Here is a 15440-nt window from a genome sequence, read left to right as displayed (position 1 = left end):
CGCTCGGCACCAACTCGCACCACTGGCCGTTCATCGAGCAGGCCAAGAAGGCCGGCGCCAAGCTGGTGGTAATCGATCCGGTGCGGACGCGCACCGCAAGGCTGGCCGACTGGCATATTCCGATCCGCCCGGGCACCGATGCGGCGCTGGCGCTGGCGATGATTCACGTCATCATCAAGGAGAACCTGGTCGACCGCGACTACATCGACAAGCACACCGTCGGCTACGACGAGCTGGCGGAGCGGGCGTCGACCTACACCCCCGAATTCGCCGCCCGGGAGACCGGCATTCCGGTCGAGGACATCGTCAAGCTGGCGCGGGAATACGCCACCACGCCGCCGGCGGTGGTGCGCATCGGCGTCGCCGTGGAGCGCCACGCCGGTGGCGGTCAGACCGTGCGCGCGATCGCCTGTCTACCGGGACTGATCGGCGCCTGGAAGCATGTGGGCGGTGGCCTGCTGCAACTGCCGATCTGGGCCTTTCCGGTGAAATGGGAGGTGCTGATGCGGCCCGACCTGCAGCCGGAAAAAATGCGGGTACTGAATTCATGGCGGCTTGGGCAGGCGCTGACCGGCGAACTCGGCTTCGATCCGCCGATCAAGGCCCTGTTCGTCTACAACGCCAACCCCATGGCCATGGTGACCGAGCAGGCCAAACTCGAACAGGGTCTCGAACGCGAGGACCTGTTTACGGTGGTCAGCGAACACTTCCTGACCGACACGGCCAGATACGCCGACATCGTTTTGCCGGCGACCACCCAGCTGGAACAGAAAGACATCATGTTCTCGTGGGGGCATCTCTATCTGTCCTACAACAACCCGGCGATCGAGCCGCTCGGCGAAGCGGTGTCAAACACCGAGCTGTTCCGTCGCCTGGCGAAAGCCATGGGCATCGACGACCCGTCCTTCTACCGGACCGATGACGAGATCATCGAGGCGTCGCTCGATTGGACCAATCCTGTGCTTCAGGGGATCACCCTTGAGGACGTCAAGGCCAAGGGCTATGCGCGGCTCACCATGCCATCGGCCGACGACTGGGCGCCGCACCGCGAGGGTAATTTTCCGACGCCCACGGGCAAGTGCGAATTCAAGTCGAGCATCACCGGCGGCGGCAACTTCGTCGTGCCGCTGTTCCGGCAGGGCTACAACGGCGACCAGGACGGCACGCCGGTAGATGCTTTGCCACACTACATCCCGCCAAACGAGAACCCGCAGACGACGCCTGCGCTGGCCAAGCGCTATCCGCTCAGCCTGATTACGCCCAAGAGTCACGCGTTCCTGAACTCGAACTACGGCAATCTGCCCGCGCAAACCGCCCAGGCGGGCGAGGAGCAGTCGGTGTTCCTCCACCCCGAAGACGCCGAGCAGCGCGGCATCGTGGCCGGAGCGCCGATTCGGGTATTCAACGACCGCGGTGCGTTCGAGGCCTTCGCCAGCATTTCGCCGGACGTCATGCCGGGCGTGGTCATGGCGCCGTCGGGATACTGGCACCGGTCCAACCGCAAGGGAGCGACCGTTCACGCGCTCACGCCACCCGCCTACGCCGATCTTGGCCGGGCGCCGACCTTCTCGGACGTGCTTGTCCAGGTCGGTAAGCTCTGAACGGCTGACCCGGGACATCGCTATGGCATATGTGGTCACCGACAATTGCCGAGGCTGCCGATACACGGAATGCGTCACCGTGTGTCCGGTCGAGTGCTTTCATGTCGACGAGAAGATGACGTATATCGATCCAGAGAACTGCATCGACTGCGGCGGCTGTGTCCCGGTCTGCCCGGTCGGCGCCATCGAACCTGACTACCGCCTGGCCGCCGACAAGAAGTTCTGGATCGACGTCAATCGCAAGCGCGCGGCCGAAACGCCTGTCCTCACCGCGCGCCTGCCGCCACTGCCCGGCGCCGATGCGCGCCGGCAAGAACTCGGAAGATGACCAAATCCGATCTTGACCGGGCCTATGCCGACGGCTTTCGCGTCGCGGTGATCGGCAGCGGCCCGAGCGGCTTCTACGCGACGGAAGCGTTGCTTCGCTCTGGCACGCCAGTCGCCGTCGACATGTTCGAGCAGCTTCCGGTGCCTTACGGACTCGTTCGATTTGGAGTGGCTCCCGATCACCCAAAGCTCAAGCTGGTTACAACAGCCTTCGACAGAATCGCGAAGGCGCCGGGGTTTCGTTTCATCGGCGGGGTCGCGGTCGGACGCGATGTGTCGATCGACGAACTGCGCGACAGCTATGACGCGGTAGTTCTCGCCACCGGCGCCGATATCAGCCGATCGCTGGGTATCCCCGGCGAAGGCCTCCCCGGCAGCCATCACGCCGGCGATTTTGTCGCCTGGTACAACGGCCATCCTGACTACCGTGACTGCCATTTCGATCTCGGCTGCGGAGCCGCAACCGTGATCGGCCATGGCAATGTGGCGCTCGACGTGGCGCGCATCCTTGCCAAAACCACCGACGAACTGCGCCGGACAGATATCGCCGCGCATGCGCTCGAGGCTCTCGCGGAAAGCCGCATTCGCGAAATTCGCGTGGTCGGGCGCGGCCGGCCGCCGCAGGCGAAGTTCAGCGCCAAGGAGTTGCGCGATTTCCTCGACCTTGAGACCTGCGACACCACCATCGACAGCCGGGACGTCGTGCCGGATGACTTTACGCCGGACAATCCACAAGATCCGGAACTGACCGAAAAGCTGGCGCTGCTGCGCACATTTTCACAGCAGGCTTTGGCCAAGCCGCGGCGGTGCACTTTCCGGTTCGGCCTGTCACCCGTTGCCATCAGGGGACAGGGCCGGGTGGAGACGATCGACTTCGCGCAACCATCAAGTGCGGTCGAGAACATCGACTGTGGCCTGGTGTTTCGCAGCGTCGGTCGCCGCACCGCGCCGCTCGACGGCGTTCCCTATGACCACGTTCGGGGCGTGCACGCCAACATCGACGGGCGCGTGGCGGTTGGCTCCTCGATCGTCGCAGGTCTCTATGTCTGTGGATGGAGCAAGCGTGGTCCCAGCGGCACCATCGGCACCAACCGCGGCTGCGGCATGGCCACCGCCGAGGCCATCCTTGCAGATCTGCCGGCGCGGGCGGGGCAGCGTACAGGCGACCCCGGCGCGCTGCTGGCGCGGCTCAACACGCGCGTTGCACGCGTCCTGAGTTTTGGCGATTGGGCGGCCATCGATGCGGCCGAGAAGCGCCGCGGCGCGCCGCTCGGCAAGCCGCGGGAAAAATTCGTGTCGGTGCCGGATATGCTGGCGGCGGCGGATGCGTGATCGGCCCGGCGCGGCCTGGTGTCTGGTAACGCGATAATGGCGGGATCGGGAGACAGCGATGGCGGTTCCATTTGTTGATGGGTTTGGCAGGCGTGTGAAGTACCTCCGGCTCTCGGTAACCGATCGCTGCGATCTGCGGTGCCGATACTGCATGTCCGAGGCGATGACGTTTCTGCCAAGCAAGGAACTGCTCACGTTCGAAGAGCTCGACCGGGTCGCCCGGTGCTTCATCGCTTCCGGGGTCGAAAAGATCCGGGTTACCGGCGGCGAGCCGCTGGTGCGGAAGGAAATTATGCAGCTGTTCCGCAGCCTTTCCCGGTATCTGGCCGACGGCAGGCTGCGAGAGCTTACGCTGACGACCAACGCTACCCAGCTGTCGCGCTATGCGGAGGAACTCGCCGCGCTCGGCGTACGGCGGGTCAACGTGTCGCTGGACACGCTCGATCCGGACAAATTCACGATGATCACGCGCGGCGGGTTGCTGGGCCGCGTGCTCGAAGGGATCGCGGCGGCCCAGGCTGCCGGCCTGGCGGTCAAGCTCAACGCGGTGGCGCTGAAAGGCTTCACGGAAGACGGGATCGACGATCTGATCGGCTTTGCCCATGCCGGCGGGATGACGCTCACCTTGATCGAAACCATGCCGCTGGGCGAGATCGGCGCCGACCGCACCGATCAGTTTCTCCCGCTCTCCTCGCTGCGTCGCCAGATCGAGCAACGCTGGACATTGGTCGATCTGGCCGAGCGAACCGGCGGGCCGGCGCGCTACGTCCGCGTGATCGAAACCGGCGGGAAGGTCGGTTTCATCACACCCATGACTCACAATTTCTGCGAGGACTGCAACCGCGTGCGTGTGACGGCCTCTGGCGTGCTGCACCCCTGCCTTGGGCAAGCGAATGCGGTCGATCTCAAGCGGGTGTTGCGCGGCGATGGCGGCGATGCCGCCGTGATGCAGGCGATCGAGCTTGCGGTCCGCGGCAAGCCGCACGGCCACGATTTCCAGATCGGGCCCGGCGGACGCCCGGCGCTGGCGCGGCATATGTCGGCGACCGGCGGCTAGATCAGACAGCGTCGTGCAAACTGAGGCCGTAGACTCTGTGCCGGTTTTGCTTGTTGCCGAACCCGCTCAGTCCTTCACGCCGAACTGCTTGCCGAGGTGATCGCCGATCTGGACGATCAGCGCGACGCATTCGGGATAGCTCGGCATGGCAACGGTCGCTGCGTCGGCCGCGGTGCGGAATTCCCAGCTGTCGCCGGTACGCAAAACCGTAATCACGATTCCGTCCGGACAGTCGGCATGGGCTTTCAGCTCAGCCCAGGCCATCGCAACCAGTTCAGCTTCGGTCTTGCTGGGCTTGCTCATACGGGCGGCGTCCCCTGCGCGGTCTGCCGCACAGGTTGCCGCTTCGGCTGGCCGCTGTCGAGGGGGGTGAACCTACTTCGCCGTGCCAACCCGCTTCAACCCGATGATCGCCGGCAACGAGCCGGTCGGGAACGGGTCGGCCTTCGGGGCTTCCGGCGGCATCGTCGCGCGCGCCGTCGCGTCCGGGAATCGCAACTTCATTTCGCGCAGGAAGCCGTCGAGAGTATCGACGCTTGCCGCCATCTTCGCAATCTGGGCGAATTCGGCGCTGGTGGAAGCGGCTGGCTTGCTCGCGGTCTCGAACGCGGCGCGGTCGGCTTCGCCGCTCATCAACGGCGCATATTTTTCGCGGAAGCGCGCCAGACCGATGGCGTCTTCGGCAAGCGCATATCCGACCGCGGCGCGGATCACATCGCCCTTCTCCACCGGGTTCAGCGGCTTGAAATCGCGCCAGCGATCGGCGTAGTACAATTCGATCTGTTCAGACGACTCGCGCCACTGCCGCGATGCCCAGTAAATATCGGACCGCAACCGGATCGCTTCGCGGCCGCCGATGTTCGAGATGATATCGAGGGCGAGGTTGTGGCGCCCGACGTCGCTTTGCGCGCGCGCCTCCAGCAACAGCCGTTGCTGGCGCAATTCGCCGGAGAGATCGGCGATGCGGGTGGTGCGAAGGGCCGCGATGGCGCGATCCGGCTTGCGATTGGTCAGATAGACCATCGCCAGCCGCGCCGCCACCTGCGCCCGCGCCGCGCCCTCCAGCCTTTTGTCGATCTGATATTGCAGCAATTCGCTGGCCTGATCGAGCAGATCGACCGCGACCAGGCGATCGGCAAGCCGGCGGATCATCTCGTCGCCGCGCCGCCCGATCGGCGTCAGTTCGCGATAGTCATAGAACATCCCGAGCGCGTCGATCGGCGGCAGGTCGTCGCCCTTCTGGCTGAGAAAAAGCTGTGCGAACAGCGCCGATGCCGCGTCCTGGCCCTGCCGCGAGATTTCCGAATTCGGCTCCAGCTTGGTCGCGATCCGCGCTGCCGCAAATGAATCGGCGTAGCGTCCGGCATCGGAATAGAGGCGCGCCAGCATTCCCAGCGTCTGCACCTCGAGCGCGTCACCGCGCCACGTCACCGCAAGCGTCTCGAGCTCGCTCGTTGCTTCGGCCGGAGTGATTTCGTCGCGCCTCTGCTTCAGTGCAATTTCGAGCAGCTTGGCTTCGGTCGCAGCAGGACGGTCATCGGATTCCACGGCCGCCTTGTACTGGTCCAGCGCGTCCTTGTCGTGCCCAAGCGCTTCGGCAAGCCGGCCGCGCAGCACCGAGATCGCGGGTTTCATCTCGGGCGGCAGGCCGATGATTTCCAGATCGCTGTCGCGTTTTGCGGCTCCCGAATAGTCCCTGACCTCGAGCGAGGCCCGCATCGCGTCCGATATCACAATGCGCTGCAGTTCGATCGGCAGCGAGGTGATGGCGAATTCGACGTTCTTGAATTTCTCGCGCGCTTCCGCCCATCTTCCCATGCGGGCGTAGGCGAGCGCCTTCCAAAGCTGCGAATCGTAATTGGTTCCGATCACCGGATTGGCGAGATCCTTCATCCCCAGTTCGGGACGGCCCATCAGAATGCTTGCAACCGAATGCACGATCAGGACAACCGGGTCTTCAAGATCCGGCTTGGCGTCTACCAGTGCGAGATCGAGCACGCCCTTGGCTTCCGGATACATCCCGCGCGCCAGATAGAACCTGGCAAGATCGACCCGGGCCGGCGAGCGCTGATCGGGATCGGCGGCCGCCGCCGCCTCGATCAGCGCATCCTGGCGCAGGTTGAAGATTTCTTCCTGGCTCTTGTGCCACTCGCCGGGATCGAAAATCGGCCGGACTACTGTTGATGCGCGCTCCACTTTGGTGGCGGCCGGTGACAATGTCAGTCCGCCCGGCTTGCCGAGGATGATCTTGTCCGAAGCAATCTCGGCGGAGACATCATCGGAATTCGGACGAATCGCCACGCCGTGGATCGATTCCAGCAGCGACATCTCGACGAAATCCTGCCGCTTGATGAAGCCGCGAACCGGTGGCGTCGCCGTGACCACCATGAGGGTATCGCCGGCGTCCGGATCGACAAACCGATACAGCAGACCGGGCTTCGATATCGGCACGGTGACATTGGCCAACGCGGGATCGGTGATGTTTCGCGTCGCCACCAGCGGCTGCGTCGGCGTTTGCATCGTATCGGCGAATGTAACCGTCCAGTTTGAGCCAGCCGGCCGGTCGTCGCCTGTCAGCGATGGCATTTGAGGGCGGTTAAGACGAATACGGATCGCCTGCCCCTTGTCCAGCGGCATCGAGCTGACTTCGGCGATAAGGGAGCCGCCGTTGCTGCGGATCGGCTCGGCGTCGATCGGCTTTGTGGTGTCGAACACCAGCCACACCGTATCGGCGCGACGGAACAGCGCTGCGGGAGTCACGGTCGTAAATGCAAATGTCAGATGCAGGCCGTCGCTGTCACGTCTGGCGCTGACATTGGCCGCGCTACCACCGGTCTTGACTGCCGGCGCCGCGGCCGAAGGCATTTTCGGTGCGACCATGGCTGCGGGAGCCGGCATTTCCTTTGCCGGGTGCTCGGGCATCTTTGCCTCGGCCACTGGAGCCGGCGCTTCGTTGGACGCTTCCTTGGGGGTTTCCTTGGGGGTTTCCTTGGATGCTTCCTTGGGCGTTTCCTTGGGCGCTTCTTTTAGAGTTTCCTTTAGAGTTTCCTTGGGCAATTGCTCGGGCATCTGCGTTTCGGATGCGGGCGATGTTTTCGGCGCCTGGTCGGGCTTGATCTCGATATTGGCTTGCCGCGCGATCGCCTCCGACGTCGGCGGCACGATCTCGCTGGCCTGCCGCGATGCCGGAGCCGCCGCGGCGGGTTTCTCGGCCGCGGGCGGCGTGTTTGCCGCTGGCGCGGCTGATGCCTGAGCGACCGGCGCGGGAGCGGCTGGCGCCGGAGCGTGCGAGGCATCCGACATCGGCGATGGCAGCACGGACGCCTTTTCCGCTTGCTGGAATGCGACATCGATAATGTAGTTCTTGTCCTCGCGGAAAGAATGCACATCGACATCGCCGATCAGGGTGACTTCCACCACGGAAGTTTCGCCTTCGACCCTCTGATTGATCGACGCAATGTTCGACGGCGCCGAAAGCTTGGCATCCGCCAGATCGAACACCAGCACGGCGTTGAACAACAGCTTGAGCTTCTGGTCGTTCAGCACCGAAGAGACGCCCACGCCATCCGGCACTTCGAAAATGAAACGAACGAAAGTCGGCTGCACCGATGCGCGGACCCGCGTCGGTGGATGCTTTTTCGCCTCCGCTACCGCGCGTTGCAGGCGCAACTCGCGTTCGGCGACGCGCGCGCGCTCGGCCAGTTCGCGAACCACCTCGGGCGGAAGACCGGGAGGCGGACCGGTCCATGAGTCCGGCAAAAAGTCGACGAACACCCGTTCGCCGGCGGTCATGGTGTTGACGGTCGCCCGGCGCGCCAGCGACAGCCGGATCGCCATGCCATCCGGATCGCGCCGCGCCGATCCGATATAATCGGGCACCGCCTCGGCCAGCTTATCGACGGCGATATCCACCGGACGCTTGAAGCGGATCACGATAATCGAGCCGGCCGTGACCACTTCGGACTCGACATCCTCGGCAAGCTTGAGCACCAGCCGGGCGTAACCGCCGCCTGCGGAAAATGTGGCCTCGCCCTTGATCGGGTCCGCCCGGCCGACGCCGGGATACAGCAGAGCGACCACCAACAGCCCGACGGCGAGCCATGACGGCACTTCGAGGCAACGCTGGATCGTCCGCGCGCACGCGCGGCCTAGCGACCCAAATCCAGCGGCAGCCGTTCGCGCCATTCCAATGTGTCTTTCGGTTCGACGATCCGGCGGGGCGCCCCCACGCGCGCCACGCGTATCGAATCTAGAATTGGCGGTTTAAGGACTTGTTAAATATCCCCGCTAATTGGGCTTTTGCGGCAACACCTTGCCTTCGATTTTGGGCAGATCGGACGCGGAGGCGGATTTGTCCGACCCGGCCCGCCTAGCCATCTCGACGGTGAGCCGCTCGGCTGCGTCGGTCGCCATCAGGCCGAGAATATCCGACATCTTGCGCGGCGCGATCTGCGTGGCGATTTCGATCAGCACGGGCATTTCGAGCCGGTCGAACACCTTGGCGGCGTCCTTCGGCTTCATGGCCTCGTACATGGTCACGATGCCCTTGAAGCGGGCGGCATCCGCATCGCTTTTCTGCTGGGTCGCCACCGTGATCCGGGATTCGATCGCCTTCAACTCTTCGACGCGTGACTCGGCCCGCTTCTCGGCGGCCCTGAGCAGGCTTTCGCGAATGTCGATTTCGCGCGCGCGAGCTTCGAGCTCCTGTCGCCGCGACTGCAGCCGCTCCAGAATAGCGCGCTCGGATGGCGACACCGCCTGCCCCTGCTCGGGATGGACCGCAACACCCTCGGGCTTCGCCACTTCCGGGGCGGCGACGGCGGGCTTGGCCTCTTCCTCCTTGGGCTTCTCAACCGAACCGGTAATGTCTGCACTGTCGACCTTGTGTCCGCCAGGAAAGTTGAAGGTTTCCTGCGCCCAGGACTGCCCGGTCGAGTTCGGCTTATAATCGAACACGTAGCCGCCATCGAGCACGAGCCCGGCGATCTTCAGCACGGCAAGGCCGAAGATCGCAACCAGGACCACCGGCAGAACGCGAATGTCACGAAAGGATTTCATGCGGCGAGGCCATCAGACCTTCTGCGGTCGGAAAACGCCTGGGCCGCCGCGGCAACGGCCTTGGCCGCCGATACCTTGGGAGCCTCCGGCTCCGGCTCGGGTGCAGGCCGCGCGGCCGCCGCTATTTTGGAGAGCCGCCGCAGCACATTGTCGCCTTCCGCCAGTTGCTTCTTCAACTGCAGGGACATCTGGCTCGCCGATGTCAGCTGATTGCCGAGATTCTCGTTGACGTCGCGAACGGTATGTTTGAGGCCACCGATGGCGCGCTCGGCGATTTCAGTCGCCGTGATCAGTTCCCCGATCGTCGCCTTCAGCGAATGTTCATCGGCCTTCAGGCGCTTCAGGCGGGTGTTCAACAGCATGCAATAGCCGATCGTGAGCATCAGCAGGATTGCCACCAGGCTTTCGATCGCCACTCCGAATGAATGACTCATTGGGTCTCCATCAGCTTGTTTTGTTCGTCGGCCTTCTCGAACATCGCGAAGGTGGTATTCGGCTTGCGCAGTTGCTTGGTGACGCGAATGGCGACGCGATCCCCGACCCGGCCCATCCGCCCTTCGGTCAGGGTGACGTTGCCGCAACGCACCGCGACCAGCGCGTCGGCACGCATTTCAAGCGGCAAGGTATCGCCGACCTTCAGCTTCATCAGCTGCTTGAGCGGAATATCGGCTTCATAAAGCACGGCATCGACCGAAATCTCCGCCTGCCCGACCTCGGTTGCGAAATGGCCTTCCCAGATCGGATCGCGGCCGAATTTCTCGCCCATGAACATCTGCAGCAGCACGCTGCGGATCGGTTCGATGGTCGCATAGGGCAGCAGCAGCTCGATATTGCCGCCGCGATCCTCCATATCGATATGCAGCCGCACCAGAATGGCGGCATTGGCGGGCCGGCTGATGGCGGCGAAGCGCGGATTGGTTTCCAGCCGGTCGATGCTGAAGGTCACCGGCGACAGCGGCCTGAAGGCCTGCTCGGCATCGGTCAGCACGACTTCAACCAGCCGCTTGACGAGGTTGGTCTCGATGGTCGTGTAGGGGCGGCCCTCGATGCGCAGCGAAGTCTGGCCGCGGCGGCCGCCGAGCAGAACGTCGATCATCGAATAGATCAGGCTGGAATCCACTGTGGCGAGGCCGAAGTTTTCCCATTCCTCGGCCTTGAACACGCACAGCACCGCCGGCAGCGGGATCGAATTCATGTAGTCGCCGAACCGCACCGAGGTAATTCGATCCAGCGACACTTCGACGTTATCGGAGGTGAAGTTGCGCAGGCTGGTGGTCATCAGCCGCACCAGCCGGTCGAAAACGATTTCGAGCATCGGCAGACGCTCGTAGGACACCATCGCAGAATCGATGATGGCACGAATGCCGGAATTATCGTCGAGATTGACGTCACCGACGGAAAAGCCGAGCAGGTTGTCGATTTCTTCCTGCGACAGAACCCGCTCGCCGCCGTTCTTGCCGCCGCCGAAGTCGCGGCTGCCGTCTTCGACCATGGCAGCCCATTGCAGCGCCATGGTGCCGGAGAGTTCGTTGGCCGCAGCCGCTTCCGCGGCTTCCGCCGGATCCTCGGAATCCAGCGACGCTTCCCATTGGGCTGCGATTGCGTCCTGGTCGACTGGATCGTTACCCGCCATAATTGCAAATCCGTCTCGTCACTGAACGACGATTTCCTTGAACAGCACAGCGCTGACCTGGTTTGGCGAGACCGCCGCATTGACGCGCCGGGTCAATTCTTCCCTCAGGCGAAACAGGCCGGCTGAACCGTTGAGGTCGCTCGCCCGCAGCTCGCGCAGATAGGTCTGGAAAATATCGGTGACGCGCGGCAGGTTCGGCTTGATCGCCTCGACCTGCTTCTCTTCCTTTACTTCGAGCACGATCTTGACCTTGAGATACTGCACGCGCTCGCCGGGCGTGCCGACCAGATTGACCAGCATGTCCGGCACCTCGACATAGGACGACGGTTTCGGCGGCGGCGCCTCCGCATGCGCTTCTTCGCCGTGATGCCGCAGGAAGAAGAACCAGGTCGATCCGCCGCCGACGATGGCAAGCACCAGGACCACGGCAATGATCAGTTTGAGTTTGCCCTTGGGGGCGACAACGGCTTCTTCCGAAGCTTCCGCGCCGCCTTCTGCCTCTTCTTTGTCCGCCATTGCCCGCCCGGTCCCGTCTGGAAATGAACTCGATGCCGGCGGGCAGGCCCATAACGCGATACAAATGCCACCAGCGCAGTCGCGCTCTCTCCACGCGACGCTAAGGTAATAATGGTTAATGGAACCTTTCTTTTGCCTCCCAACTAGGAAAAAGTTGCCGGGCAAACATGGTCAACAAGACCTTATTGCCGCCCGAACAATACCCCTTCCAAACATCTAAGCCTTTGCAGAAGCTTGGTTTTATAAACTGGCACGGCTTTCGCTGTGTTAGCTGCGGACCGCGGCTTGGGAGAGCCCGGCGGTTCGCAGGATCCGCAACCAGCCTGGGAGGGCTTCGGGCGCGGATCGTTCAGGGGAGAACCGGCGATGGAGAACACGCTTCTCATCGGACTTGCGCGGCAAACTGTGCTGGAGCGGCAATTGGATGTCGTCGCCAACAATATCGCGAACGTCAACACGACGGGCTACAAGGCTGACAATTCGCTGTTCGAGGAATATCTGACGTCCGGCGCGCACGAAGATAATTTCGTCGGCAGCGACCGACGCGTCAGCTACGTCCAGGACCGCGGCACCTACCGCGATTTCGCGCAAGGCTCGGCCGACCAGACCAAGAATCCCCTCGACCTCGCCATCGACGGCTCCGCTTTTCTGGTGGTGCAGACGCCGGGCGGCGAGCGCTACACCCGCGATGGCGGCCTGCAGCTCAACGGCCAGGGTCAGCTCGTGACGGTCGCGGGCAATCCGGTGCTCGGCACCGGTGGCCCCATCGTGTTTCAGCCGACCGACCATGACATCAACGTCACGCCAGACGGCACCATCACCGTGGTGGAAGGCAATGGCCGGACGGATTCGATCCGCGGAAAACTCCGGCTGGTCAGCTTTGCCGACGCGCAGAAACTGCTGAAGGAGGGCCTCAACCTCTACACCGCCGGCGAAGGCTCGGCGCAACCCGACACCAAATCCGTGGTCCGCCAGGGTTTCCTCGAGAAGTCCAACGTCAGCGCCGTTGCAGAGATGAGCCGCATGATGGAGGTCACGCGCGCCTACTCGCAAATCGCGGCGATGCTGCAGCAGCAGGGCGATCTGCACAAAACCGCGATCCAGCAACTCGCCAGCGTTCCCGCTTAACGGCCATTCAGGAGACGATCCATGCAAGCTCTTCATACTGCTGCGACTGGAATGGCGGCCCAGGAACTAAGTGTCCAGGTCATCTCCAACAACATCGCGAACCTGCAAACCACCGGCTACAAGAAGCAGACCGCCGCGTTTCAGGATTTGATCTACGAGCATATCCGCCGGGTCGGCGCGCAGGCCTCCGATCAGGGCACCATCCTGCCGGTGGGCATCGATATCGGTGGTGGCGTCAAGACCGTCGGAACGCCGCGATCGATGACCCAGGGCACGCTGTCGCAGACCGGCAACGATCTCGATCTCGCGATCAACGGCGAGGGTTTCTTCAAGATCCTGATGCCGGACGGCACCTTCCAATATACCAGGGACGGCACCTTCCAGATGGACAATACCGGGCGCATCGTGACCGCGCAGGGCAATCCGGTGCAGCCGACGATTACAGTGCCGAACAATGCGTCGGGCCTGACGGTCAACGCCCAGGGCCAGGTCTCGGTGACGCTGCCGGGATCGACGACGACGTCGACGATCATCGGCCAGCTCGCGCTGACGCGATTCATCAACAAGGCCGGCCTGCTGCCGGTCGGCAGCAATCTCTATACCGATACGCCGTCATCCGGCGCGCCGCAGGACGGTCTCGCCAGCGCCGAAGGTTACGGCAGCCTGACGCAGGGCAGCCTCGAACAGTCGAACGTCGACGTCGTCTCGGAAATGTCCAACCTGATCGCCGCACAGCGCGCCTACGAAATGAATGCAAAGGTGATCACCGCCGCCGACCAGATGATGCAAACCACCACCGGCATGTTCCGCTGAGGGAGCTGATGATGACTGTTCGAACGCTTCTCCTCGTCGCCGCCCTGCTCGCCGCCACACCGGCGGCGGCCTTCGCACAGGCCAGCGAGGAAGTCATCGCGGCGCCGGTGCTTCGCGCCAGCGTCACGGTCGAAAGCGACGTGGTGCGGATCGGCGACGTGATCGACAACGCCGGCACGTCGGCGCAGATCGCGATCTATCGCGCGCCCGATCTCGGCACCACCGGCTCGCTGCCGACCGCGCAGGTGATCGCCGCGTTGCAGGCGCATCAGGTGATCGGCGTCGACACCAGGGACATCAAGGCGATCTCGGTGACCCGGCTGTCGCGCTCCTTCGAGGCCAAGGAGATCCAACTGGCGGTCGCCCATGCGCTGGAGCACCGCAGCGGCCTTGGCGATGCCGGCAACCTCAATTTGATATTCGACCGCGACGTCGGCGACGTCAGGCTGGAAGCGTCGAACACCGGCGCGCTGCAGCCGGTCTCGGTCCGGTTCGAGCCGCGCAACGGACGCTTCGATATCAGCTTCGAAGTTTCCAACGAGAACAACACCCCGGCGGCCAGGCTGCGCTTCACCGGGATTGCGATCGAGACCGTGGAAGCGGCGGTGCTGACCCGCAACGTCGAGCGCAATGACGTCCTGAAATCCTCCGACGTGGTGACCGAGCGGCGCCCGAAGGCCGAAGTCGGCAGCGACGCCGCGGTCCGCAGCCGCGCGCTCGGCATGCAGATGCGAAAGCAGCTTCGCGCCGGCCAGGCCATCAAGGTCGCCGATCTCGGCAAGCCGGATCTGGTGCAGCGCGACGACAATGTCACCCTGATCTTCGAATCCGCCGGTCTCTATCTCACCATTCGCGGCAAGGCGGTGGACGCCGGCACCGAGGGCGATGTGGTCAACGTTCTCAATCTGCAATCCAAGCGCATCGTCTCCGGCGTCGTCATCGGCCGTGGTCAGGTCGCGATTTCGGTCGCAACGCCAAGGCTTCCCGCCACCACCGATGCATCCGACGCCTCCACTGAGCCGGCTGCGCCGGTTTCAGTCGCCACCAGCAATCATGCGCAAGTGTCTCCAAAAGCCGAGTAAACGTTTATGTTCAGGTCCAGTATCAACCGTTTCGCGCTGACTGCCAGTTTGCTGACCATCATCAGCGTCGCCGGCGGCTGTTCGTCGATCGATCGTCTGTCCCAGATCGGTGAGACGCCGAAGCTGTCGTCGATCGACAATCCGACCGCGGCGCCCGGCTACAAGCCGGTGCAGATGCCGATGCCGAAGCCGGAAGCGGTTTCCTACAACGCCAATTCGCTGTGGCGCAACGGCTCGCGGTCGTTCTTCAAGGACCAGCGCGCGCATCAGATCGGCGATCTCTTGACCGTCACGGTCAACATCACCGATCAGGCCAATTTCGCCAACGAGACCCAGCGCAGCCGCACCGTTACCGAAGACTCCGGCATTACCGCCTTCCTCGGCAGCAACCTGCTGACCGGAAAGACCACCGCCCTTCCCGGCCGCCTGCTGACCGCGGACGCCACCGCCAACAGCGACGGTAAGGGTTCGATCCAGCGCCAGGAAACCCTGCAGACCAACATCGCCGCCGTCGTCACCCAGCTGTTGCCGAACGGCAACCTCGTGGTCGAGGGCAAGCAGGAGGTCCGCGTCAATTTCGAAATGCGCGAACTGATCGTCGCCGGCATCGTGCGGCCGGAAGACATCCAGAGCGACAACACCATCGATTCCAGCAAGATCGCGCAGGCCCGTATCGCCTATGGCGGCCACGGCCAGATCAGCGACGTTCAACAGCCGCGTTACGGCCAACAGGTGATGGATGTATTGCTGCCGTTCTAGGGCGTGAACCCAAAACGGTTTCCGGCTCCCGGAAAACGTCGAGGCCCGCCTTAACGGAAACGAGCTCCCACATCTCGTCGCGAACCTAGGCGTGATGAGATGTACTACGCGGCCTCCGTCAGCTCCCCTGGCGG

General features: G+C 63.5%; 14 protein-coding genes. 8 read left to right on the top strand and 6 right to left on the bottom strand.

Going from position 1 to position 15440, the window contains the following annotated elements; translation table 11 throughout:
* The 4 genes from ABR948_RS19745 to moaA form a co-directional block, all read left to right on the top strand.
* Positions 1-1601, top strand: a 1601-nt coding sequence (locus tag ABR948_RS19745) for a molybdopterin-containing oxidoreductase family protein (RefSeq protein ID WP_428120999.1), incomplete at its 5' end; no start/stop codon positions are given.
* A gap of 22 nt (positions 1602-1623) precedes the next feature.
* The gene (locus ABR948_RS19740) at positions 1624-1929 is read left to right on the top strand and encodes a ferredoxin family protein (protein WP_044592720.1); all 306 of its coding nucleotides are present in this window, start codon (positions 1624-1626) and stop codon (positions 1927-1929) included.
* A complete protein-coding gene (locus ABR948_RS19735; RefSeq protein WP_428120996.1) occupies positions 1926-3260 on the top strand; it encodes an FAD-dependent oxidoreductase in 1335 nt (444 codons plus the stop codon). The genes ABR948_RS19740 and ABR948_RS19735 overlap by 4 nt, the downstream gene beginning before the upstream one ends.
* A gap of 58 nt (positions 3261-3318) precedes the next feature.
* On the top strand, positions 3319-4317 hold the full coding sequence (moaA, locus tag ABR948_RS19730) for a GTP 3',8-cyclase MoaA (protein ID WP_428120993.1): 999 nt from the start codon (positions 3319-3321) through the stop codon (positions 4315-4317).
* Positions 4318-4383: 66 nt separating this feature from the next.
* Here moaA and ABR948_RS19725 read toward each other — a convergent pair whose 3' ends face one another.
* The 6 genes from ABR948_RS19725 to fliL all read right to left on the bottom strand — a co-directional run bounded on the left by ABR948_RS19725 (position 4384) and on the right by fliL (position 11524).
* Positions 4384-4620 (bottom strand): hypothetical protein, encoded by a 237-nt coding sequence (locus tag ABR948_RS19725; RefSeq protein WP_428120991.1) that lies wholly within the window; start codon positions 4618-4620, stop codon positions 4384-4386.
* 72 nt (positions 4621-4692) lie between these two features.
* Complete coding sequence (locus tag ABR948_RS19720) at positions 4693-8502, bottom strand: tetratricopeptide repeat protein (protein ID WP_428120988.1); 3810 nt, start codon at positions 8500-8502, stop codon at positions 4693-4695.
* A 102-nt stretch (positions 8503-8604) separates the two neighbouring features.
* A complete protein-coding gene (locus ABR948_RS19715; RefSeq protein WP_428120986.1) occupies positions 8605-9375 on the bottom strand; it encodes a MotE family protein in 771 nt (256 codons plus the stop codon).
* Positions 9372-9809, bottom strand: coding sequence for a DUF6468 domain-containing protein (locus ABR948_RS19710; RefSeq protein WP_428120983.1), 438 nt, complete (start codon positions 9807-9809; stop codon positions 9372-9374). Before ABR948_RS19710 ends, ABR948_RS19715 begins: the two co-directional genes overlap by 4 nt.
* On the bottom strand, positions 9806-11008 hold the full coding sequence (gene fliM / locus ABR948_RS19705) for a flagellar motor switch protein FliM (RefSeq protein WP_428120981.1): 1203 nt from the start codon (positions 11006-11008) through the stop codon (positions 9806-9808). Before fliM ends, ABR948_RS19710 begins: the two co-directional genes overlap by 4 nt.
* A gap of 18 nt (positions 11009-11026) precedes the next feature.
* Complete coding sequence (fliL, locus tag ABR948_RS19700) at positions 11027-11524, bottom strand: flagellar basal body-associated protein FliL (RefSeq protein ID WP_428120979.1); 498 nt, start codon at positions 11522-11524, stop codon at positions 11027-11029.
* 366 nt (positions 11525-11890) lie between these two features.
* On the opposite strand from fliL, the gene flgF reads away from it, so the two are divergent.
* From flgF to flgH, 4 genes are read left to right on the top strand one after another with little or no spacing between them, the layout of a single operon-like run.
* Positions 11891-12652, top strand: coding sequence for a flagellar basal-body rod protein FlgF (gene flgF, locus ABR948_RS19695; RefSeq protein WP_428120977.1), 762 nt, complete (start codon positions 11891-11893; stop codon positions 12650-12652).
* A gap of 21 nt (positions 12653-12673) precedes the next feature.
* The gene (flgG, locus tag ABR948_RS19690) at positions 12674-13465 is read left to right on the top strand and encodes a flagellar basal-body rod protein FlgG (protein ID WP_428120974.1); all 792 of its coding nucleotides are present in this window, start codon (positions 12674-12676) and stop codon (positions 13463-13465) included.
* Positions 13466-13476: 11 nt separating this feature from the next.
* Positions 13477-14547 carry a flagellar basal body P-ring formation chaperone FlgA gene (gene flgA, locus ABR948_RS19685; protein ID WP_428120971.1) on the top strand — a complete coding sequence of 357 codons (1071 nt, stop codon included), beginning with the start codon at positions 13477-13479 and terminating at the stop codon, positions 14545-14547.
* Between the two features lie 6 nt (positions 14548-14553).
* Positions 14554-15306: a flagellar basal body L-ring protein FlgH gene (flgH, locus tag ABR948_RS19680; protein ID WP_428120968.1), complete on the top strand. Its 753-nt coding sequence runs from the start codon at positions 14554-14556 to the stop codon at positions 15304-15306.
* The last annotated feature ends 134 nt before the right edge of the window (positions 15307-15440 follow it).

It is taken from the genome of Bradyrhizobium sp., assembly GCF_050014615.1.
Taxonomy (GTDB): domain Bacteria; phylum Pseudomonadota; class Alphaproteobacteria; order Rhizobiales; family Xanthobacteraceae; genus Bradyrhizobium.
The sequence above is the reverse complement of the archived record's forward strand: the minus strand, read 5'-3'. Positions and strand labels throughout refer to the sequence as shown.